Below are 21,569 nucleotides of genomic sequence, written 5' to 3'. Positions count from 1 at the left end.
AACTTACTCGCACTCTCATTGCTCTCGCTTGACCCAGACCTTAGCAAGTCATCTACGACGTTGTGTAGACGGGGTCCGGGTCGATTCAATTTTACTACATCTCGTAGTACTACTTATCGTCCGATTCCGGCGATCCGGCGTCGTCCGACGGCGTCGGCTCGACGTACGGCGCCTTGGTTCCCAGGACGCCGAACGTTTCCGCTCCCAGCACGATCACCAACGACAGCACCATGACCAGCACCAATGCCGTCTTGTCGTAGAAGTCGAGCGGTTTGAGGATCGCCAGGACCGTGATCGCGAGAATCATCTTCAGCAACCACGTACCGAGCAGTACCGCTCCCGCCGTCAAGGCCGGAAGTTTCGCGGTGAACAGCACACCCAGTGCCGTGCACAGGATGAACCCTCCCCCGACTGCCGCACCGAGAAGAGCGCCGTACAGACCGGGCTTGCCCGCGACGAGAAATGCGATGATCGAGCCGACCACTGCCAGCACGATCAGACCGAAAACTCCGTAGCGGACGGCAGCCCGCAACGACGCGGTGTGATCAGGGGCGGAGGCGGGGGTGAACGTCACGGTCGCCAAGGGTAGTGGATCTTCGCCGGTCCGCCGCAACCCTCCGGTCAGCCGCGACGGTCGTGCTGCTGTCCGCGAATCGACGGGACGGCCGTCACGACCAGCGCGAAGACGAGGCCTCCCGCAACCAGGAGGACGACGACGCGACGGTCGAACAGGGCCGATCCGACCGCGCCGAACGCCAGGACACCGACCCACAAGTAGATGAGCAGCACGACGCGGCGGTGCGAGTGCCCGATCTGCAGCAACCGGTGGTGCAGGTGCATCTTGTCGGGACTGAACGGGCTCACGCCCGCACGGGTCCGCCGGACGACGGCGAGCAGCAGGTCGAGGATCGGGATGAACATGACGGCACCGACGAGGAGCAGCGGCGAGAGAAGACCGAGCAGGTCGCGGGTGCCGTACGCGGTCAGCGGGATGCGACCGGACGCGCTGGTGGAGATGGCCGCGAGCATCAGACCGATCAGCATGGAGCCCGAGTCGCCCATGAAGATCTTGGCGGGCTGGAAGTTGTGCGGAAGGAATCCGAGACACGCACCTGCCAGCGCCGCGGCGATCAGCGCGGGCGGATACGCGCTGACGTCGCCGCCCTGATCGTGCAGAAGCCCCACCGAGAACACGCAGATCGCGAGCGAGGAGATCAGACCGAGGCCCGCCGCGAGACCGTCGAGGCCGTCGACGAAGTTCATGGCGTTCACCATCACGACCGCGACACCCACAGTGACGAGACCGGCCTGGAGCTGGTCGAGGATGACGGTGCTGCCGTCCCCGAACGGCATATAGATGATGAACCAGCTCACTCCCATCACGACGAGAATGCCCGCCGCGGTGACCTGACCGACGAACTTGGTGAGCGCGTCCAGGCCCCATCGGTCGTCGACCACCCCCACCAGCACGATCACGAACCCCGAGACCAGCGCCGCGGGAATGTCGGACGTGAACTCGAATCCCCGGGTCAGTGCGGGTAGCTGCTGCGCGAACAACAACGCGACGAGCATCCCGAGATACATGCCGACCCCGCCGAGACGGGGCGTCGGGGTGACGTGGACGTCCCGGTCCCGCGGCACGGCAACGGCCCCGAACCGGAGCGCGAACAGCCGCACCGCCCCGGTGGCCAGGTAGGTGACCACCGCAGCGGTGAAGAGTACGAGCAGGAGTTCACGCAGCGGGACACCCGCGCCCCCACCTGCTTGAGCCAGCGCCACGCCGGCCGATTCGGCAGCACTCACTGGGCGGACAGACTCTCCGCCGTCACTCCGAGCACGTCGGCGACATCGCCGGTGGGCACGGCGCCTTCACGCAGGATCCGGGGGGTCGCGCCGGTGAGGTCGACGATCGTCGATGCCTGCCCCTGCTCCGCCCGGCCACCGTCGAGGTACACGCTCGCCGAGCCGCCGAGTTGCTCGCGCGCTTCCTCGACCGTCGTCGCGGGCGGCTGCCCGGAGACGTTCGCGCTCGACACCGCCAGCGGTCCGACTTCACGCAACAGTTCGAGGGCGACGGGGTGCAGCGGCATGCGCAGCATGACCGTGCCCCGGGTGTCGCCGAGGTCCCACGCCAGCGAAGGTGCTTGCTCCACAACGAGACTCAGCCCGCCCGGCCAGAACGCCCGGATGAGGTCGCGCGTCTGCGGGCGCACGCTGTACACCAGGCCGTCGATCGTGTTCCACGAGCCGACAAGCACGGGAACCGGCATGTCGCGCCCGCGACCCTTGGCCCGCAGGAGGGCGGCGACAGCCTCGCTGTCGAATGCGTCCGCGCCGATCCCGTACAGCGTGTCCGTGGGGAGCACGACGAGCCGCCCGGCCTTCAGCGCATTCTTGGCCGCACTCATTCCGGCGGAGCGTGAATCGGGAAGGCCACAGTCGTAAACGGTACTCACCCGCCCATTCTTTCACCCTCGGTGACGGCCCCTGCACGCTGCGCCTCGATATCCGTGGCGACGCGCCGGGCGACCACGAAGCGCGGCTTGCCTGCGAGGTCCGGGTGCTCCGCGACCTCGCCGAACACCCGGCGGGACGCGAACAGTGCCGCCACGTCGGCCCCGTTGGAGTCGTCGTGTTCGATGCCGACCGCTCCCCCGATCCGCAACCAGCGGGCGACGTTCGAGATCATCGGCTTGATGACGGACAGACCGTCCGGTCCGGCGAACAGTGCACTGTGCGGATCGTGGTCGGCCACCTCGGGTTCGAGCTCGACGCCCTCCGGGATGTAGGGCGGGTTCGCCACGATCAGGTCGACGCCGCCTTCGAGCCCGGCCAGTAACGTCCGGTCGGTCACGTCACCCTGGTACAGGCGGATCGGTGCGTCACCTGCCTGTTCGCGGGCGTCGGCGTTGCGCCGGGCCCATGCGAGCGCGTGCGGTTCGAGTTCGACGGCGTGCACGACGGCGTCGGGGCGGGCATTGGCGATCGCGAGCGCGAGCGCGCCCGAGCCGGTGCACAGGTCGAGGACCACCGGCGGATGCTGATCGCAGCTTCCGAGGAAGGCGAGCGCCCACCCGAGCAGCAGTTCCGTCTCGGGACGCGGCACGAAGACCCCGGGACCGACCTCGATGTCGATGTCCCCCATCGCGGCCGTACCGAGGATGTACTGCAACGGAATCCGCTTGGCGCGCTGGTCGACCATCTTCTTGTAGGCGTCGATCACCGACTCGTCGACCAGCGGGACGAGGCCGAGCCGGGTCCGTTCCACCCCCAGCAGGTGGGCCGCGAGCAGTTCGGCATCCGCACGGGAGCTACGCACCCCGGCCTCGTCGAGTTGCGCGGTTGCGTCGATCAGGGCCAGGCGAAGAGGAAGGCGACTCACAGGTACAGAGTGCCACGCGGCTTGCCGCCCGGTGGCGCGGTCCCGCTTCGCGGCTACTCCGCGGCGAGCCTCGCCTCGCGGTCGGACTTGCCCAGGGCATCCAGCAGGGCGTCGAGTTCGCCGTCCAGGACCGCATCCAGGTTGTGGGACTTGAAACCGATCCGGTGATCGGTGATGCGGTTCTCCGGGAAGTTGTAGGTGCGGATGCGCTCCGAACGATCGACGGTGCGCACCTGACTCTGCCTGCCCGCCGACGCCTCCGCATCCGCGGCTTCCTCGGCGGCGGCCTGCAGCCGCGCGGCGAGCACCTGCATGGCGCGGGCCTTGTTCTGCAGCTGTGAGCGCTCGTTCTGGCAGGTCACGACGATTCCGGTGGGCAGGTGCGTGATACGGACCGCGGAGTCGGTGGTGTTGACACCCTGACCGCCCTTGCCCGAGGAGCGGTAGACGTCGATGCGCAGATCGGTTTCGTCGATCTGCACCTCCTCGACCTCTTCCGGTTCGGGGTAGATGAGGACGCCGGCGGCGGACGTGTGGACGCGTCCCTGCGATTCCGTGACCGGCACGCGCTGCACGCGGTGGACACCGCCCTCGAACTTCAGTCGTGCCCAGACCCCGTCACGCACATCGCCCTTCGACTTGATCGACAGGGTCGCGTCCTTGTATCCACCCAGATCGGACACGGTCGCGTCGAGGATCTCGACACGCCAGCCGTGACGCTCGGCGTACCGGACGTACATCCGGGCCAGATCGGAGGCGAACAGCGCGGATTCCTCGCCGCCCTCCCCCGACTTCACCTCGAGCACCACGTCGTCACCGTCGTGCGGGTCGCGGGGGGCCAGAAGGTCGGTGAGGGCCTTGTCGAGTTCCAGGACCTGCGCCTCGAGTTCGGGCACCTCGGCGGCGAAGCTGGAGTCGTCGGCGGCGAGTTCGCGCGCGGCATCCAGATCGTCCTGCGCCGACTTGAGCTTGGCATATGTCGCCATGATCGGCGCGAGCTCGGCGAATCGCTTGCCCGCCTTGCGGGCGGCGGAAGCGTCGTTGTGCAGGGCCGGGTCCGCCAACTGCTGCTCCAGGCCGGCATGTTCGGCCAGGATGTCGTCGATGGCCGAAGGCTGGGTGGTCCCTGCCATGATTCGCTCCGCTCTGCGTTCTTTCGGGAATAGGCACAAAAAAGCCGACGCCCGGCCTGCAATTATCGCAGGACGGGCGTCGGCGGAACAGCTAGGACTCTGCAGATTCCTTGGCTGCGCCCTTGCCGGCGCGCTTGCCGTAGCGAGCCTCGAAGCGGGCGACACGTCCACCGGTGTCGAGGATCTTCTGCTTGCCGGTGTAGAACGGGTGGCACTGCGAGCAGACCTCGACGTTGATACGCCCGGTCTCCTTGGTGCTGTGGGTCTCGAAGGTGTTTCCGCAACCGCAGACCACGGTGGTGGCCACGTAGTTGGGGTGAATGCCTGACTTCATGGTGTCCCTTTCAATGGTCGCCGGGTCGCCTTCGCCGTTCGAAGACGTGAACCGGAACCGGACTCAGCCGCTCAGTATGCCAGATCGCAGGTTCGCGATCCCAATCGGCATTTGTGCTTGCGGTGTGGTCAACGCGGGTGGTCTGCGTTTTGTTCCACGGTGATTTCGAGGGGAAAACAGCGGGGCCCGGCGACCGAAAGTCGCCGGGCCCCGCCTCTGGTCGCGATCAGTCGTCGATCGCGCCCGGAGCAGTCTTCGACACCTGCATGAGGAACTCGATGTTGCTCTTGCTCTTCTTGAGGCGGTCGATCAGCAGATCGATGGCCTGGTGCGAGTCGAGACCCGAGAGCACGCGCCGGAGCTTGTGCAGCACCGCGGCCTCGTCCGGGCTGAGCAGCAGCTCGTCCTTACGCGTACCCGAGGGGTTCACGTCCACGGCCGGGAACACACGACGTTCCGCGATCTTGCGGTCGAGCTTCAGCTCGGCGTTACCGGTGCCCTTGAACTCCTCGAAGATCACGGTGTCGCCGGTGGAACCGGTCTCGACCATGGCCGTCGCGATGATCGTGAGCGAACCGCCGTTCTCGATGTTGCGCGCAGCACCGAGGAAACGCTTCGGCGGGTAGAGCGCGGTCGAGTCGACACCACCGGAGAGGATGCGTCCCGAAGCCGGCGACGAGTTGTTGTACGCACGGCCGAGGCGAGTGATCGAGTCGAGGAGGACGACGACATCCTTACCCGCCTCCACCAGACGCTTCGCACGCTCGATGGCCAGTTCGGCGACCGAGGTGTGGTCTCCCGGCGGACGGTCGAAGGTCGAGGAGATGACCTCGCCCTTCACCGAACGCTGCATGTCGGTGACCTCTTCGGGCCGCTCGTCGACCAGCACGACCATGAGGTAGCACTCGGGGTTGTTGGTCGCGATGGCGTTCGCGATGGCCTGCAGAACGCTGGTCTTACCGGCCTTCGGCGGGCTCACGATCAGCGCACGCTGTCCCTTGCCGATCGGCATCACCAGGTCGATGACACGGGTCGTCAAGATGTTCGGCGTCGTCTCCAGACGCAGCCGCTGATTCGGGTACAGCGGGGTGAGCTTGCCGAACTCGGGGCGCTTCTTGGCCGCTTCCACGTCGCCACCGTTGACGGTGTCGATGCGGACCAGCGGGTTGAACTTCTGGCGCTGGTTGCCCTGTTCGCCCTCGCGCCCGACCCGGACTGCGCCGGTGATGGCGTCGCCGCGACGGAGGCCGTTCTTACGGATCAGGTTCATCGACACGTAGACGTCGTTCGGTCCGGCCAGGTAGCCGGAGGTCCGCACGAACGCGTAGTTGTCGAGGACGTCCAGGATGCCGGCGACCGGCTGCAGGACGTCGTCCTCGCGGATCTCGGTCTCGCGGGCGTCACCGCCGCCGCCTTCGCCGCGGTCGCGTCCACGACGACGTTCGCGGAAGCGACGTCCGCGGCGTCCGCGACCGCCTTCCTCGTCGTCGCCCGGGCGGTTGTCGTTGTTGCGCGGGCCGTTGTTGCCCTGGCTGCGGTCCCCACGGTTGTCGCGATCGCCGCGTTCGCCGCGGTCACCGCGTTCGCCGCGGGTGTCGCCACGGTCGCCACGATCACCGCGGTCGCCGCCCCGCTCACGTCGGTTGCGGTCGCCGCCCTGTTCGCCGGAGCCGTCCTGCTTGGCCGGCTTCTCTGCGGAATCCTGACGGTCGTCGGCCTGCTTGCGCTCGGCCTGCTGCGTGTCGGCGGCATTCGCCGAGGCGGTGTCCTGAGCGTTACCGCTCTGGTCACCCTGCTCGGGTGCGCCTGCCCGACGCGCGGATCCGCGGCGCTGACGCCCGCGGCGGCCGCCTTCGGCGGTGTCCGTGTCGGCGGCTGCGCCGTCGCCCGTCGCGGGTTCGGCCGTCTTGGGCTCGGCGGCCTTCTCGGTGGTCTCCACCTGGGGAGTCACTTCGAGTTCGGTCTGAGCGGACTCGACGCGCTTCGCGCGGGTCGCCCGGGTCCGGGGAGCGGCTTCGGTCGCGGCAGCGGCCGGGGCGGAAGAGCCGCCCTGGCGCTCCTTGATCGCGGCAATCAGTTCGCCCTTGCGCATCCCCGAGATGCCCTTGATGCCCAGCTCACCTGCGAGAGTGCGGAGCTCGGTGAGCACCATTCCGGACAGCCCGGCACCCCGGCGCGCCTCGGCGCGCTTGGTGGAGGCCGTCACTGCACCTTGGCCGGGTGCGGTCGATGACGCCTGTGAAGAGTCGCCTGCCTGCGCGCCAACGGTATCCACCGAGGAGGCGCGCACAGGAGCGGCGATGAGGTCCGTATCGGTCACGGAGGTCCTTTCCTTCCCTCACTCGCGCTGCGCAGAGTCGAGGGTTCGTCCCGTAATTCGGTTTCGAATACCGAATTCGGATGTGCCGTACGTAGTTGCATGTGAAGAACTGCCGGCTTGCCCGCCATCACATCACCTTTGAAACAGGCGCGTACTCGCAATCCCTACACGACAGATAGTGCGGAGGATCGTGCCAGGAGCCGTCAACCCCGATTGACCTGGAGTAATTGCCCTGGTGAAGCACCGGCGTCTGATGCGCACGATGTACGGACATTGCCCAGGATAGCTGTGAACGACCGTAGGGGCAAGGACACGCCCCTACGGCGTGTCAGCTGGTCCGGACGCCGTCCGCCACGTCCAGTTCGAGAACCTGCAACCCCTCGGCCTCGGCCTGCGCCCGAAGATCCACGGGGAAAGGCTCCGTAGTCAATGCGAGGACGGTCGGTCCGGCTCCTGAGACGGTGGCGGCGATACCCGCCTTCCGGAGGACGGCAATCCATCGCGTCGTGAGCGGAAGGGCCGGAGCGCGCTGCGTCTGATGCAGTCGGTCCTCGGTGGCTGCCATCAGAAGGTCGGGACGCTCTGTGAGCGCCACCACAGCGAGGGCGCCGCGGCTGACGTTGAATGCCGCGTCCCGGTGGGGAACCGTCTCGGGCAACAGACCCCGCGTGTGGGCGGTCGACGAGCGCTCCCCCGGCACCAGCGCGACGACGCGGATCGCGGGATGGACCTTCAGCGCGACGGCCGAGTAGATGTCGGTGGCCGCGGGCGCTCCGTCGGGCTGCTCGCTCGCGCAGCTCCACGACACCACGGCGCCCCCGAGCACGCTGGCCGACGCGTTGTCGGGGTGCCCTTCGAATTCGGACGACAGCTGGACGAGCTGATCGAGCGACAGCCCGAGTTCGGGGTCGAGCTTGATCGCCAGGCCGTTGGCGGCCGCCAGTCCCCCGACGACGGCGGAGGCCGACGAACCCAGGCCCCGAGAATGGGGTATCGCGTTGCGGCACACCACATCCAGTCCGTCGGCCCACACGCCCGCCGATTCCAGGCCACGTTCGATGGCCCGGACCACGAGATGGGACGGACCCCACGGCACGTCGTCGGCGCCCTCGCCCTCGACCCGGATCTTCAGCCCCGAACCCGTGGTCGTCACGGTGATCTCGTCGTACAGCCCGAGCGCGATGCCCAGCGTGTCGAAGCCCGGGCCGAGGTTGGCGCTCGACGCAGGCACGCGGGCGGTCACGGTGAGGCCCGTGGGGAGGGTCTGTGTCATGGCAGCGGTGTGGTCCTGCGACGTGGTGGGCGTGGGCGCCACCACTACGCCAGCTCGAGGGCAGACGCGACAGCGACAGGATCGACCGGGATCGGTTGAACCTCAGGCATACCCGCCAGCGCCGTGTCGGGGTCCTTGAGACCGTTGCCGGTGACCGTGCACACGACGGTCAGGCCCGAGTCCAGCCAGCCCTCCTTGCGGGCGGCGAGCAGACCCGCGACGCTCGCGGCCGAGGCGGGTTCGACGAACACCCCTTCGGTCCTGGCGATCAGCCGGTACGCCTCGAGGATCTCGTCGTCGGTCGCGGCCCGGAAGGCGCCGTGCGACTCTTCCTTGGCGGTGACCGCACCGTTCCAGGACGCGGGCGAGCCGATGCGGATCGCGGTCGCGATCGTCTCCGGGTCCTTCACCGGTGCGCCGTGGACGAGCGGTGCGGCGCCGGCGGCCTGGACACCGAGCATGCGGGGCTTCACGCTGGTGAGTCCGTCCGCGTAGTACTCGGAGTACCCGCGCCAGTACGCGGTGATGTTGCCCGCGTTGCCGACCGGGAGCACGTGCACGTCGGGGGCCTTGCCCAGGGCGTCGCAGATCTCGAATGCCGCGGTCTTCTGGCCCTCGATACGGACCGGGTTGACCGAGTTCACGAGCCCGATCGTGGGGAACTCCGCGGTGGTCTTGCGGGCCAGTTCGAGGCAGTCGTCGAAGTTGCCCTGCACCTGGATGATCCGCGCGCCGTGCATGACGGCCTGCGCGAGCTTGCCCATCGCGATCTTGCCCTGCGGCACCAGTACGGCGCAGGTCATCTTCGCCTTCGCGGCGTACGCGGCGGCGGAAGCGGACGTGTTACCCGTGGACGCACACAGGACGGCCTGCTGACCGCGGGCCAGCGCGTCGGTGACGGCCATCGTCATGCCGCGGTCCTTGAACGAACCGGTCGGGTTGAGCCCCTCGACCTTCAGGTAGACGTCGCAACCGGTGAGCTCCGACAGGTGCCCGGCGGGCAGCAGCGGGGTGCCGCCCTCGCGCAGGGTGACCGTCTTCCAGTTCGGTCCGATGGCGAGGCGGTCGCGGTAAGCCTCGATCAGCCCCGGCCAGGGGGTGTGAACGGGGTTACGGGTGCCGGTCATTGTTCGGTGCCTTCCAGTCGCAGCACGCTGGTCACAGCGGTGACGAATTCGAGTTTGCTCAGTGCCTCAACGGTTTCCGACAGAGCAGAATCCGTCGCGACGTGGGTGACGACGACGAGGCGGGCCCCGTCGCCGGCGCCTTCCTGCCGCACGGTGGAGATGCTGACGCCGTGCTGCGAGAATTCGGCAGCGACCGCCGACAGGACCCCGGCCTTGTCCGTCACCTGCATGTTGACGTAGTACCGCGTGGGGATGTCGCCGATCGGCGCGATCTTCAGCTTGGCGTACTTGGACTCGCGGGGGCCGCGGCCGCCGTTCACCTTGTTGCGCGCGGCCATCACCAGGTCGCCCATCACGGCCGACGCGGTGGGGGCGCCGCCTGCGCCCTGGCCGTAGAACATGAGGCGCCCGGCGTTCTCCGCCTCGACGACGACGGCGTTGAATGCACCGTTGACCGAGGCCAGCGGATGTTCCAGCGGCACGAGCGCCGGGTAGACCCGCGCGGAAATCCGCTCCTTGCCCTCGGGGGTGGCGATCCGCTCGCAGATGGACAGCAGCTTGATCGTGCAGTCGAGTGCGCGAGCCGACGTCAGGTCGGCCGCGGTGATCTTGGAGATCCCCTCGCGGTACACGTCGGCGGCGGTGACCCGGGTGTGGAACGCGATCGACGCGAGGATGGCCGCCTTGGCCGCGGCGTCGTAACCCTCCACGTCGGCGGTCGGGTCGGCCTCGGCGTAACCCAGACGTCCGGCCTCGGCGAGGGTCGCGGCGTAGTCCGCGCCGGTCTCGTCCATCGCCGACAGGATGAAGTTGGTGGTTCCGTTCACGATTCCGGCGACCTTGTTCACCCGGTCACCGGCGAGGGACTGGATGAGCGGGCGGATCACGGGGATCGCACCGGCCACGGCGGCCTCGAAGTAGAGGTCGACGTTGTGCAGTTCCGCCGCCTCGGCCAGTTCACCGGTGTGATCGGCGAGCAGCGCCTTGTTGGCGGTGACGACGGACTTGCCGGAATTGAGCGCCGAGAGGATCAGCTTGCGGGGCAGGTCCATGCCGCCGATTACCTCGACGACGATGTCGACGTCGTCGCGGGCCACGAGGGACTCCGCGTCGGTGGTCTGCAACTCCTCGGGAATTCCGCGGTCCTTGCCGGGGCGGCGCACGGCCACTCCACGCAGTTCCAGCGGGGCACCGACGCGAGCCTCGAGGTCTTCGCTGTGCTCCCGCAGGATGCGCACCACCTCGCTCCCGACGTTGCCGAGGCCGAGGACGGCCACACCGATAGCGCGATGCGCCGATTCGCTCGTCACTCCTGTACCTCCAAGCTCAGCAGGTCTTCCACGGTTTCCCTCCGGAGGATCACGCGCGACTGTCCGTCGCGCACCGCCACCACGGCAGGGCGGGCGAGCAGGTTGTACCTGCTCGACATCGAATAGCAGTATGCACCGGTGGCCGCGACGGCGAGCAAATCGCCGGCGTCGATGTCCTCGGGCATCCAGGTGTCGCGGATCACGACGTCACCGGACTCGCAGTGCTTGCCGACGACACGGGACACCACCGGCGCCGCGTCGCTGACCCGCGAGACCAGTTTGGCCTCGTACTCCGCCTGGTACAGCGCGGTACGGATGTTGTCGCTCATTCCGCCGTCGACGCTGACGTACCGGCGGGTGAGGTTGGCGCCGACGGTGACGTCCTTGATGGTGCCGACCTCGTACAGCGTCACCGTGCCGGGTCCGGCGATCGCGCGTCCGGGTTCGACGGCCAGCGTCGGCTCGGGCAGACCGGCGAGCGCCGACTCGTTGCGCACGATGTCGCCGAGTTTGGCGGCGAGCTGATCGACCGGCGGCGGGTCGTCGGAGGGGACGTACGAGATTCCCATGCCACCACCGAGGTCGATGATCGAGATCTGGGCGGTCTTCTCCACACCGAACTCCGCGACGACGTCCCGCAGCAGCCCGATCACACGGTGCGCGGCCAACTCGAATCCGTCGACATCGAAGATCTGCGAACCGATGTGGCTGTGGAGACCTACCAGCCGCAGGTTGCCGGCGGCGAAGACCCGGCGGACCGCGTCGATCGCCTTTCCGCCCGCGAGCGAGAACCCGAACTTCTGGTCCTCGTGGGCCGTGGAGATGAACTCGTGGGTGTGCGCCTCGACTCCGACCGTCACGCGGATCAGAACGTCCTGCACCACACCGGCTTCGGCGGCCACCTTGTCGAGGCGGTCGATCTCCGTGGCGGAGTCGAGCACGATGTGCCCGACCCGGGCCGACACGGCGGCGTTCAGCTCGGCGACCGATTTGTTGTTGCCGTGCATGGCAATTCGCTCAGCCGGGAATCCGGCGTGCAGGGCGACCGCCAGTTCGCCGCCCGACGCGACGTCCAGGGACAGGCCCTCGTCGGCGACCCAGCGGGCGATCTCGCCGCACAGGAACGCCTTGGACGCGTAGTGCACCTTGGCGGTGGGCCCGAACGCACGGGCCATGTCGCGGCAGCGGGACCGGAAATCGTCCTCGTCGACGACGAACAGTGGGGTGCCGTACTTCTCGGCCAGTTCGGTGACCGGGATGCCTGCCAGGCTCACGACCCCGTCCGCGCCGCGGTGGGCGTTGCGAGGCCACACCTCGGGCGAGAGTGCGGCGAACGCAGCCGCGTCGGCGGGACGTTCGGGCAGACCGGGTGCGTGCAGCTGTTCGGCGTGCTTGGGACCTGCGGGGTGCGCGTTCACATCTGCTCCGGTGCGCTGACGCCGAGCAGGGCGAGCCCGTTGGACAGGACCTGCCGGGACGCGTCGCACAGCGCCAGTCGCGCGATGTGCAGCGGGCCGACCTCCTCGTCGCCCTGGGGCAGGATCCGGCAGGCGCCGTAGAACCGGTGGTAGGCACCGGCCAGCTCCTCGAGATACCGCGCAATGCGGTGCGGCTCACGCAGATTCGCGGCACTGGTGACGACGCGCGGGTACTCGCCGAGGGTGCGGATCAGATCACCCTCCTGCTCCGAGACGAGCAGCGAGAAGTCGGGATCCGCGACTGCGATACCGAGGTCGGCGGCGTTGCGGGCGATGGCCGACAGGCGGGCATGTGCGTATTGCACGTAGTACACCGGATTCTCGTTGCCGGTGCTCGTCCACAGTTCGAGGTCGATGTCGATGCTCGAATCCACCGACGACCGGATCATCGCGTACCGCGACGCGTCGACGCCGATCGCCTCGACCAGGTCGTCGAGGGTGATGACCGTCCCGGCGCGCTTGCTCATCTTCACGGCCACACCGTCGCGGACGAGGTTCACCATCTGGCCGATCAGCACCTCGACGGTGTCGGGGTCGTCGCCGAACGCGGCCGCGGCCGCCTTGAGCCGGCCGATGTACCCGTGGTGGTCGGCACCGAGCATGTAGATGCACAGGTCGAAGCCGCGTGAGCGCTTGTCCTGGAAGTAGGCGATGTCACCGGCGATGTACGCCGCGTTGCCGTCACTCTTGATGACGACACGGTCCTTGTCGTCGCCGAAGTCGGTGCTCTTGAGCCACCAGGCGCCGTCCTCCTGGAAGAGGTTGCCGGAGTCCTTGAGCGTCTCGACGGCCTTCTCCACCGCACCGGACTCGAACAGCGAGTTCTCGTGGAAGTAGACGTCGAAGTCGACGCCGAACTCGTGCAGGGTGCGCTTGATGTGGGCGAACATCAGGTCGACGCCGATGGCGCGGAACACTTCCTGCTGCTCGCCCGCGGGCAGTTCCAGCACGTCGGGGCGCTGGGACTGCACCTGGGCGGCGATGTCGGCGATGTACGCGCCCGCGTAACCGTCCTCGGGGGCGGGTTCGCCCTTGGCGGCCGCGATCAGCGAGCGGGAGAACCGGTCGATCTGGGCGCCGTGGTCGTTGAAGTAGTACTCGCGGGTGACCGCCGCGCCCTGGGTGGACAGGATCCGGCCCAGCGCGTCGCCCACCGCGGCCCAGCGCGTTCCACCGAGGTGGATGGGCCCGGTCGGGTTGGCGGAGACGAACTCGAGGTTGATCCGCTTGCCGTCGAGCGTGTGGCCGGACCCGAAGGCGGCGCCCTCGTCGAGGATCTTCGCGACGATCGCGCCCTGCGCGTCGGCGGCCAGGCGGATGTTGAGGAAGCCCGGGCCTGCGATGTCGGCGCTGTCGATGCCCTCGGCCGCGGTCAGCGCCTCGGCGAGCCAGCCGGCCAGCTCACGCGGGTTGGTACCGACCTTCTTGGCCACCTGCATCGCGACGTTGGTGGCGTAATCGCCGTGCTCGGGATTGCGCGGACGCTCGACCGTGAGAGTTTCGGGAAGCACGGACACGTCGAGTCCGCGTTCGTCGAGCACTTTCGCGGCGGTTCCGCGGAGCAGTTCGGCAAGGTCAGCTGGAGTCACAGGTATCTATCCTATGGCCAACGTGTCCCGGGCGGTGATCCGCCTTGCCGCGAGTCCCGTCGCGGGCCCGGCGACCGCCGGCGAGCGTGGCCGCGGCCACTCTCCCAGGTTGCGCTCAGGGTGGGAAAGTACAGTGGTGTCGCCCTGAGTCCCGGCCCTCAGCTTCCGGTTGCCGGGGGTCGAGCGCCCGTAACCCACACACCGAAAGATCACAATCGATGCCAAGCGGTTCGGAAAGTCGCGGTCCCGACAAGAACTCGGGCGCGAAGTCGGCGAAGGCCATCAAGGCCGCCAAGAAGAAGAGCGGCGGCGCGAAAGTCAAGGGTGGCGCGTCCGCTCCGCGGAGCATCCCCTGGCTGACGATCGGCGCCGGAGCTGCCGTTCTCGCACTCGTGGCGGTCCTCGCGATCAACCTGGTCCCCAAGTACCAGGCCAAGGAAGAGGCCGCGAAGTACGCGCCGAGCGCCGAAAATCCCGACCCGTCGGTCAACATCGACGGCGTCGTCAAGGTCGACTACCCGGCCGGCATCCACATCCAGCCGACGCAGCGCGTCGCGTACGACCAGTCGCCCCCGTTCGGCGGCCCCCACGACGCAATCTGGGCGACGTGCACCGGCACGGTCTACCCGAACGCGATCCGCACCGAGAACGCCGTGCACTCGCTCGAGCACGGCGCCGTGTGGATCGCCTACAACCCGGACGAGCTGTCCGCCGACCAGGTCGAGACGCTGAAGGACAAGGTGGACGGCGAGACGTACACGCTGCTCTCGCCGTACCCGGGCCTCGACAGCCCGGTCTCGCTGCAGTCGTGGGGCCACCAGCTGAAGCTGGACAGCGTCGACGACGAGCGCATCGACCAGTTCATCACCGCGTTGCGGATCAACAAGAACACCTACCCGGAGGTCGGTGCGAGCTGCTCGTCCATCCCGGGCTCCGGTTTCGACCCGGACAACCCGCCGCCGTTCGACCCGAGCACACCCGGCGCGGACGCGGTCCCGATGGACGGTGGCGGCATCAGCCCCGACCAGTCGGAATCCGGTGGTGCGGGAGCGCAGCTGCCCAGCGGCATGCAGCTCCCGAGCGACCTGCAGCTGCCGTCCGATCTGCAGCAGGCGCCGGCCGAGGGTGGCAATGGCTAGTCCTGCCGAACCCGCAGACGATCCAGCCCCGTCCCGGCCCAGTCAGCGAACAGCGCTGCTGGTCATCGGGTTGATCGGCGCCATCGCGCTCGGATTCGCGCTCGGGTTCCTCGCCCGGCTTCCGCTCGAGGACACCGGCGCCCCGGTTCCCGAGGCAGGTTCCGTCGATGTCGGATTCGCGCAGGACATGAGCGTGCACCACAGCCAGGCGGTGGAGATGTCGGCGATCGCGCTGCCGGGCGCCACCGACCCGGCGGTGCGCGGCCTCGCGTACGACATTCTCACCACGCAGCAGAATCAGCTCGGGCAGATGCAGGGCTGGCTCGCGTTGTGGGATCAGCCGGCGCTGCCGTCCGGCGGTTACATGGGCTGGATGGCATCCGAGCACTCCGACGGTCACGACCACGGGGCCGCCGACAGCGGGCACATGGGTTCGATGTCGAAGATGCCGGGCATGGCGTCCTCGGAGGACATGGCCGCGCTGCGTCAGGCCACCGGACCGGCTGTCGACGTCCTGTACCTGCAGCTGATGCTGCGCCACCACCAGGGCGGGCTCCCGATGATGGAGTACGCGGCCCAGCACGCGTCGGAGGACGCGGTGCGCTCTCTCGCGCAGACGATGGTGGACACGCAGCAGAGCGAATCGACGGTGATGACGAACATGCTCACCGCGAAGGGCGCCGCTCCCCTCCCGATGAACTGACCTCCGGCTTCACGACCACGTCCAGTCGCGCACCTCGGGCATGTCCTCGAGGTGCGCGACGACGTATTCGCCGTGCCGTTCGAGTTGCCGGAGGCAGAAGTCGGCCAGTTCCCCGGCACCGGACGGTTCCCTCCGCGTGCGTCGCAGCGCCTCGAGGACCAGGTGATAGCGGCTCATCCGGTTGAGCACGACCATGTCGAACGGGGTGGTCGTGGTGCCCTGTTCGCTGAAGCCGCGAACGTGGAAACGGTCCGGGGTGGGACGCCCGTGGATCAGCTCGTGGACGGCGCGCGAGTACCCGTGGAACGCGAACACCACGTCCGTGTCCGCGGTGAACAGGTCCAGGAACATGCGCGCGTCGAATCCGTGCGGATGTTCCGTGGGTGTGAGCAACCCCATCAGGTCGACGACGTTGACCACCCGGGTGACCAGTTCCGGCGTGTGCTCGCGCAGCAACTGCGCCGCCGCCAGGATCTCCTGGGTCGGAACGTCCCCGGCGGCCGCGAGCACGACGTCCAGGTCGGCGCCCGCCGCGGCTTCCGTCCCCGCCCACGCCCACACCGACGCCCCGGCCGCGCAGTGTGCGTGCGCCTCCGCGAGGGTCAGGTACTGCAGGTGCGGCTGCTTGTCGACGACGATGAGGTTGACGTGGTCGGTGCTACGGAGGCAGTGGTCGGAGATGGACAGCAGAGTGTTCGAGTCCGGTGGCAGCCAGATCCGGACGACGTCCGGTGCGAGCGGGATGACGGCGTCGATCATGCCCGGCCCTTGATGACTGAACCCGTTGTGGTCGTTGCGCCAGCAGGTGCTGGTCAGCAGGACGTTCAGCGACGCCACCGGCGCCCGCCACGGCAGATCCACCGCATGCTGCAGCCACTTCGTGTGCTGGATGAGCATCGACACGCTCACCATCGCGAACGCCTCGTAGCTGGCGAACAGCCCGTGCCGCCCCGACAGCAGATACCCCTCGAGCCATCCCTCGCAGAGGTGCTCGCTGAGCACCTCCATCACCCGGCCGCGGGCCGACAGCCCGTCGTCGTGGTCGGTGACCGGCAGCTGCCAGCAGCGGTCGGTCACCTCGAACACGGCGCCCAACCGGTTGCTGGACGTTTCGTCCGGGCAGAACAGCCGGAAGTAGCCGCCGCCGTCGGGCGTGGTGGTGGCGGCGTACAGGTCGCGGAGCAGTTCCCCGAGCACCCGGGTGGTCTCGTGGTGGGTGGTGCCGGGTTTCTCGACGGGGAGCGCGTACTTCTCCAGCGGCGGCACGGGAAGATCCGCACGCAGGCGGCCGCCGTTCGCGTACGGCGACGATCCCATCCGCTTGTCGCCCTGCGGCGCCAGCCGCTCGAGGTCCGGAACGAGTGCGCCGGACGAGTCGAACAGTGCGTCCGGGCGGTACGACCGCATCCACTCCTCGAGCTGACGCAGGTGCGCCTCGTCGGTCCGCACCCCCGACAGCGGAACCTGATGGGCCCGGTGCGTGCCCTCGACGAGCACGCCGTCGACGGTCCGCGGCCCGGTCCAGCCCTTCGGAGTGCGCAGCACGATCGCCGGCCACTTGGCGGCGCTGCGCCTGCCGGCCCGCGCCTCCCGCTGAAGGTCGGAGATCGCGGTGTGCGCGTCGGTGAGTGCGCGATGCAGCGCCGGGAAGACCTGCCGCGGGTCGTCGCCGGAGACGACGGTCGGCGCCCACCCCTGACCGCCGAGGAATGCCTCGATGTCCGCGTCGCTGCTGCGGCCGTAGACGGTGGGCCCGGCGATCTTCGCTCCGTTGACGTGCAGGATCGGCAACACCGCACCGTCGCGTTCCGGATTGAGGAAGGCGGGGAGTTTCCACGAACCGGACAGCGGTCCCGTCTCTGCCTCGCCGTCTCCGATCACGCACGCCACCAACAGATTCGGGTGATCGAACGCCGCCCCGGCGGCATGCGCGAGGGCGTAGCCGAGCTCGCCGCCCTCGTGGATGCTGCCCGGTGTCTGCACACTGACGTGACTCGGGATGCCACCCGGGGTCGAGAACTGCCGGCAGAGCCGGTGGATACCCGCGGCGTCGCGGGACACGCCCGGATACACCTCCGAGTACGTCCCCTCCAGGTACGTGGCGGCGACGAGCGCCGGACCACCGTGTCCGGGACCCGTCACGTAGAGACAATCGGTGTCGGTCCGGCGGATGAGACGGTTCAGCAGGGCGTAGATCATCGACAGACCCGGGCTCGTCCCCCAGTGCCCGAGCAGCCGGGGTTTGATGTGTTCCGGGCGCAGCGGCTCACGCAGAAGCGCGTTGTCCTGCAGGTAGATCTGCGCGACCGTCAGATAGTTGGCCGCCGCCCACCACCGCAGGTCCAGCTCGAGGCCGGAATCGGAATAGTGCCCGTCGGGGTCCTGCGACCCCAGCTGCGGTCCATCGGTCATTCTCGACGCCTCCCCGGGAGTTCGCGAACGTCCACGTCCTCCCGACACTAGGCGTGTCCGGGCCGCTACCGGGGCGAGTCCAAAAAGTAGGGGGACCGATTTGGTTGATCCCACTACCCATGCGCTACGATTGGCCAGCCCAATCGGCACACCGGTTTTCCGGTGCGCCCCCGTAGCTCAGGGGATAGAGCGTTCGCCTCCGGAGCGAAAGGTCGCAGGTTCGAATCCTGCCGGGGGCACCACGAGAAACTGGGTCGCCTGTCGCGGCGCAGTCTTTCTCTCTGGTGCTACCAGTCTTCCCCGAGTGATCTCCTCGGGCTTTGTCGAGAGCTGCAGCCGCGCCGGCAGATGCCGCGCGCCCACCGATCGAACGCTGGCCTCCTCCATTGCGGGTTCCGCGGTAAGAACTCTCTGCCGAAGACTCTCTCCGGCAGTGTCGACCAAGGGACACCCCTGTGCAGCAACACCGCTCTCATCCACTCACCCTCGGCGTCGTCGCGCGTTCGAGTAAGCCCGACGAACGCCGGCTCCCGATCCATCCGCTCCACTTCGACCGGATCGACCCCGACCTCCGTGGCCGCATCCACCTCGAGTACGGCTACGGCGAGCCCTTCGGTGTCTCCGACGAGCAGCTGGCCCGCTCGGTGGGCGGGCTGCGCACCCGGGAGCAGCTGATCGAGCACTCCGACGTCCTCCTGCTGCCCAAACCTCTCGCGAAGGATCTGGCGGACCTGCGCGACGGCCAGATCCTGTGGGGGTGGCCGCACTGCGTCCAGGACACGGAGCTCACCCAGGTGGCCGTCGATCGCCACCTCACGTTGATCGCGTTCGAGGCCATGAACCACTGGAGCGTCGAGGGGTCGTTCCAGCTCCATGTCTTCCACAAGAACAACGAACTTGCCGGATACAGCTCGGTGCTGCACGCCCTGTCGATCGCGGGTTCGACCGGCGACTACGGCCGCCGCCTGCGCGCCGTGGTGCTCGGCTTCGGTGCCACCGCTCGCGGCGCCGTCACCGCGTTGAACGCCTTGGGCATCCACGACGTCCACGTCGTCACGCAACGCGGGGTCACCGCCGTGAGCTCGCCGATCCACTCGGCTGAGATCGTGCAGTTCGATCACGACGACGCCGATCCGCGCCGCAGCCACGTCACCACGGACGAGGGCCGGATGCCGCTCGCCGGGTTCCTCGCCCGGCACGACATCATCGTCAACTGCGTCCTGCAGGACACGGAATCGCCGCTGACGTTCCTGATCGACTCGGACATCGAGACCCTCCTGCCCGGCAGCCTCGTCGTCGACGTGTCCTGCGACCAGGGAATGGGCTTCAGCTGGGCCCGGCCGACGTCGTTCGCCGATCCGACGTTCATGATCAGTGAGAACGTCCGCTACTACGCGGTCGACCACAGCCCGTCCTACCTGTGGAATTCGGCGACCTGGGAGATCAGCGAGGCCCTGCTCCCCCATCTGGGGACGGTCCTCGACGGACCCGCCGCCTGGGACCGCAGCGACACGATCCGGCGGGCCGTCGAGATCCGTGACGGAGTCGTGCAGAACCCCCGCATCCTGTCGTTCCAGCACCGCGCGGCGGACTACCCGCACCCGGTCGTCGCCTGATCGACTGGACGAACGGGACGCTCGTTCGATCTGACGCAACGAGCGTCCCGTTCGTCCGGGATGGCGGCGGGTTCAGGCCGGGGTGCTGCGGCGCATTTCGCGTCGGAGGATCTTTCCGCTGGCCGTCTTGGGTAGTTCGTCGACGATTTCGACGCGCCTCGGGGCCTTGTAGCTCGCCAGCCGCTCCCGGCAGTACTCGACGAGGTCGTCCGTCTCGGCCGTCTGCCCGGGGCGGAGGCTGACGAACGCGGCGACGGTCTCGCCGCGGTAGCTGTCCGGCTCCCCGACGACGGCGGCCTCCCGGACCGCGGGATGCCGATAGAGGACGTCTTCGACCTCGCGGGGCCAGACCTTGAACCCGGACGCGTTGATCATGTCCTTCTTGCGGTCGACGACGTACACCCAGCCCTGGGCGTCCATGAATCCCACGTCGCCGGTGAGCAGCCGGCCGCCGGGCAGCGACTGCGCCGTGGCGTCGGGTTTGTTCCAGTACGCGGGCACGACCATAGGCCCGTCGACGGCGATCTCCCCGACCTCGAGTGGGTCGAGATCCTGCCCGTCCTCCCCCACGATCCGGATCACGGCGGAGGGAAGGGGCAGGCCGATCGCCAGCGTGCCCGACGACGGATCGACCGGCGCCTCCAGGTTCGGCGGGACGACGACGCAGGGCGCGCTGGTCTCGGTGAGCCCGTAGCCGTTGCGGATGTACTTTCCGGTCAGCTCCCGGAACCGTTCGACGATGGCAGGGGGCAGCGGGGCGCCACCGGACATCACGGCCTCCAGCGAGGCGAAGCGCTCACCGGAGAAGTCGGGGTGGGCCATCAGCGCCATGTAGGCGGTGGACGGGCCGACCATGAACACCGGCCGCTCCCGCTCGAGGGCGTCGAGCACCACCCCTGCCTCGAACCGGTATGCGAGGATCAGCGGCGACGCCAGGTCGATCGCGGTGAGCAGCTGGCACACCATGCCCGTGATGTGGAACAGCGGCGCGAGCGCGAAGATCGGCGAACCGGCGGGCTTGCTCTCGTACAGGCGCAGGATGGAACTGTTGACGGTGAGATTCCGGTGGGTGTTGGTCGCTCCCTTGGGGACTCCACTCGTTCCGGACGTGTAGGACACGAGCGCGACGTCGTCCGGGACCAGACCGGGATCCGGCACGTCGGCTCCCGCGCACGCCCGGGCCACCTCGAGCAGGTCCGGCACGCCCTCGGCGCGCACCCGGGTCACGCCCCCGAACACCCGTGGGTCGTCCGACGTCTGGATGTCGAGTTCGCTCGCGGTCATCGCGATCCGCACACCCGCGGCGGACGCCCGCTCCGCCACCCGATCGGTCCACGCGTTCTCGCTGCACACGATCGCGGTGACTCCGGCGTCGGTGAGGATGTGGGAGAGCTCGTCCCGGTACATCGGGTTCAGCGGGACGACGACACCGCCCGCCTTCCACGTGCCGAGCAACGCGAGCACGAACTGCGGGACGTTCTGCAGGTAGATGGCGAGCCGGTCGCCCTTCCCGAACCCGTTCTCGGCGAGGTAGGCGGCCACACCGTCGCTGAGTTCGTCGACCGCGCGGTAGTCGAGGGTGCCGCCGAGGTACCGGATGGCCGGCCCGTCCGGGGCGGATTCGACCGCGGCCGAGAACATGTCGAGCGCTGTCCGCGCGGGGATCTCCCCCACGGAACGTGTGTTCTCGTCGTACCGTTCCATCCAGGGTCTGTCGTCGTACCAGCTCATCGCCGCCGTGCCGCCTCTCGCT

General features: G+C 68.4%; 17 protein-coding genes and 1 tRNA gene. 4 read left to right on the top strand and 14 right to left on the bottom strand.

Features of this window, described 5'->3' with window-relative positions; all coding sequences use genetic code 11:
* Window positions 1-109: 109 nt before the first annotated feature.
* From JVH1_RS29950 to argS, 12 genes are all read right to left on the bottom strand, one after another.
* Window positions 110-583 (bottom strand): hypothetical protein, encoded by a 474-nt coding sequence (locus tag JVH1_RS29950; RefSeq protein WP_009474170.1) that lies wholly within the window; start codon window positions 581-583, stop codon window positions 110-112.
* Window positions 584-621: 38 nt separating this feature from the next.
* Complete coding sequence (locus JVH1_RS29945) at window positions 622-1,803, bottom strand: glycosyltransferase family 4 protein (RefSeq protein ID WP_005252952.1); 1,182 nt, start codon at window positions 1,801-1,803, stop codon at window positions 622-624.
* Window positions 1,800-2,456 (bottom strand): L-threonylcarbamoyladenylate synthase, encoded by a 657-nt coding sequence (locus tag JVH1_RS29940; RefSeq protein ID WP_011594474.1) that lies wholly within the window; start codon window positions 2,454-2,456, stop codon window positions 1,800-1,802. Before JVH1_RS29940 ends, JVH1_RS29945 begins: the two co-directional genes overlap by 4 nt.
* Window positions 2,453-3,382, bottom strand: a complete 930-nt coding sequence (prmC, locus tag JVH1_RS29935; RefSeq protein ID WP_009474172.1) for a peptide chain release factor N(5)-glutamine methyltransferase — start codon at window positions 3,380-3,382, stop codon at window positions 2,453-2,455. Before prmC ends, JVH1_RS29940 begins: the two co-directional genes overlap by 4 nt.
* 53 nt (window positions 3,383-3,435) lie before the next feature.
* Window positions 3,436-4,515 (bottom strand): peptide chain release factor 1, encoded by a 1,080-nt coding sequence (gene prfA, locus JVH1_RS29930; RefSeq protein WP_009474173.1) that lies wholly within the window; start codon window positions 4,513-4,515, stop codon window positions 3,436-3,438.
* Between the two features lie 91 nt (window positions 4,516-4,606).
* Window positions 4,607-4,849 carry a 50S ribosomal protein L31 gene (gene rpmE, locus JVH1_RS29925; RefSeq protein WP_005252948.1) on the bottom strand — a complete coding sequence of 81 codons (243 nt, stop codon included), beginning with the start codon at window positions 4,847-4,849 and terminating at the stop codon, window positions 4,607-4,609.
* A 226-nt stretch (window positions 4,850-5,075) separates the two neighbouring features.
* Window positions 5,076-7,169, bottom strand: a complete 2,094-nt coding sequence (gene rho, locus JVH1_RS29920) for a transcription termination factor Rho (protein ID WP_009474175.1) — start codon at window positions 7,167-7,169, stop codon at window positions 5,076-5,078.
* Between the two features lie 328 nt (window positions 7,170-7,497).
* Window positions 7,498-8,442, bottom strand: a complete 945-nt coding sequence (gene thrB, locus JVH1_RS29915; protein ID WP_029539442.1) for a homoserine kinase — start codon at window positions 8,440-8,442, stop codon at window positions 7,498-7,500.
* Between the two features lie 44 nt (window positions 8,443-8,486).
* On the bottom strand, window positions 8,487-9,569 hold the full coding sequence (gene thrC, locus JVH1_RS29910) for a threonine synthase (RefSeq protein WP_009474178.1): 1,083 nt from the start codon (window positions 9,567-9,569) through the stop codon (window positions 8,487-8,489).
* Window positions 9,566-10,879, bottom strand: a complete 1,314-nt coding sequence (locus JVH1_RS29905) for a homoserine dehydrogenase (RefSeq protein ID WP_009474179.1) — start codon at window positions 10,877-10,879, stop codon at window positions 9,566-9,568. The genes thrC and JVH1_RS29905 overlap by 4 nt, the downstream gene beginning before the upstream one ends.
* A complete protein-coding gene (gene lysA, locus JVH1_RS29900) occupies window positions 10,876-12,297 on the bottom strand; it encodes a diaminopimelate decarboxylase (RefSeq protein WP_009474180.1) in 1,422 nt (473 codons plus the stop codon). Before lysA ends, JVH1_RS29905 begins: the two co-directional genes overlap by 4 nt.
* Entirely contained in the window at window positions 12,294-13,946 is a 1,653-nt protein-coding gene (gene argS / locus JVH1_RS29895; RefSeq protein ID WP_009474181.1) for an arginine--tRNA ligase, read from the bottom strand. Before argS ends, lysA begins: the two co-directional genes overlap by 4 nt.
* A 218-nt stretch (window positions 13,947-14,164) precedes the next feature.
* Here argS and JVH1_RS29890 point away from each other — a divergent pair, with 218 nt between their 5' ends.
* The gene (locus tag JVH1_RS29890; RefSeq protein ID WP_009474182.1) at window positions 14,165-15,085 is read left to right on the top strand and encodes a DUF3105 domain-containing protein; all 921 of its coding nucleotides are present in this window, start codon (window positions 14,165-14,167) and stop codon (window positions 15,083-15,085) included.
* Window positions 15,078-15,788: a DUF305 domain-containing protein gene (locus JVH1_RS29885; protein ID WP_009474183.1), complete on the top strand. Its 711-nt coding sequence runs from the start codon at window positions 15,078-15,080 to the stop codon at window positions 15,786-15,788. Before JVH1_RS29890 ends, JVH1_RS29885 begins: the two co-directional genes overlap by 8 nt.
* 9 nt (window positions 15,789-15,797) lie before the next feature.
* Here JVH1_RS29885 and JVH1_RS29880 read toward each other — a convergent pair whose 3' ends face one another.
* Window positions 15,798-18,200: a phosphoketolase gene (locus tag JVH1_RS29880; RefSeq protein ID WP_009474184.1), complete on the bottom strand. Its 2,403-nt coding sequence runs from the start codon at window positions 18,198-18,200 to the stop codon at window positions 15,798-15,800.
* 166 nt (window positions 18,201-18,366) lie between these two features.
* Here JVH1_RS29880 and JVH1_RS29875 point away from each other — a divergent pair.
* Window positions 18,367-18,442 (top strand) — tRNA-Arg (locus tag JVH1_RS29875).
* A gap of 213 nt (window positions 18,443-18,655) precedes the next feature.
* Entirely contained in the window at window positions 18,656-19,816 is a 1,161-nt protein-coding gene (locus tag JVH1_RS29870) for a N(5)-(carboxyethyl)ornithine synthase (RefSeq protein ID WP_009474185.1), read from the top strand.
* Between the two features lie 72 nt (window positions 19,817-19,888).
* Here JVH1_RS29870 and JVH1_RS29865 read toward each other — a convergent pair whose 3' ends face one another.
* Complete coding sequence (locus JVH1_RS29865) at window positions 19,889-21,547, bottom strand: AMP-binding protein (RefSeq protein WP_043778485.1); 1,659 nt, start codon at window positions 21,545-21,547, stop codon at window positions 19,889-19,891.
* Window positions 21,548-21,569 lie beyond the last annotated feature (22 nt).

This window comes from Rhodococcus sp. JVH1 (assembly GCF_000280725.2).
GTDB lineage: Bacteria > Actinomycetota > Actinomycetes > Mycobacteriales > Mycobacteriaceae > Rhodococcus_F > Rhodococcus_F jostii_A.
The sequence above is the reverse complement of the archived record's forward strand: the minus strand, read 5'-3'. Positions and strand labels throughout refer to the sequence as shown.

Bases quoted from the DNA above. Each gene is read 5' to 3' on its own strand.
- JVH1_RS29885 (WP_009474183.1), top strand. From the start codon at position 15,078: ATGGCTAGTCCTGCCGAACCCGCAGACGATCCAGCCCCGTCCCGGCCC.
- thrC (WP_009474178.1), bottom strand. From the start codon at position 9,569: ATGACCGGCACCCGTAACCCCGTTCACACCCCCTGGCCGGGGCTGATC.
- rpmE (WP_005252948.1), bottom strand. From the start codon at position 4,849: ATGAAGTCAGGCATTCACCCCAACTACGTGGCCACCACCGTGGTCTGC.
- prfA (WP_009474173.1), bottom strand. From the start codon at position 4,515: ATGGCAGGGACCACCCAGCCTTCGGCCATCGACGACATCCTGGCCGAA.
- JVH1_RS29865 (WP_043778485.1), bottom strand. From the start codon at position 21,547: ATGAGCTGGTACGACGACAGACCCTGGATGGAACGGTACGACGAGAAC.
- JVH1_RS29890 (WP_009474182.1), top strand. From the start codon at position 14,165: ATGCCAAGCGGTTCGGAAAGTCGCGGTCCCGACAAGAACTCGGGCGCG.
- JVH1_RS29880 (WP_009474184.1), bottom strand. From the start codon at position 18,200: ATGACCGATGGACCGCAGCTGGGGTCGCAGGACCCCGACGGGCACTAT.
- thrB (WP_029539442.1), bottom strand. From the start codon at position 8,442: ATGACACAGACCCTCCCCACGGGCCTCACCGTGACCGCCCGCGTGCCT.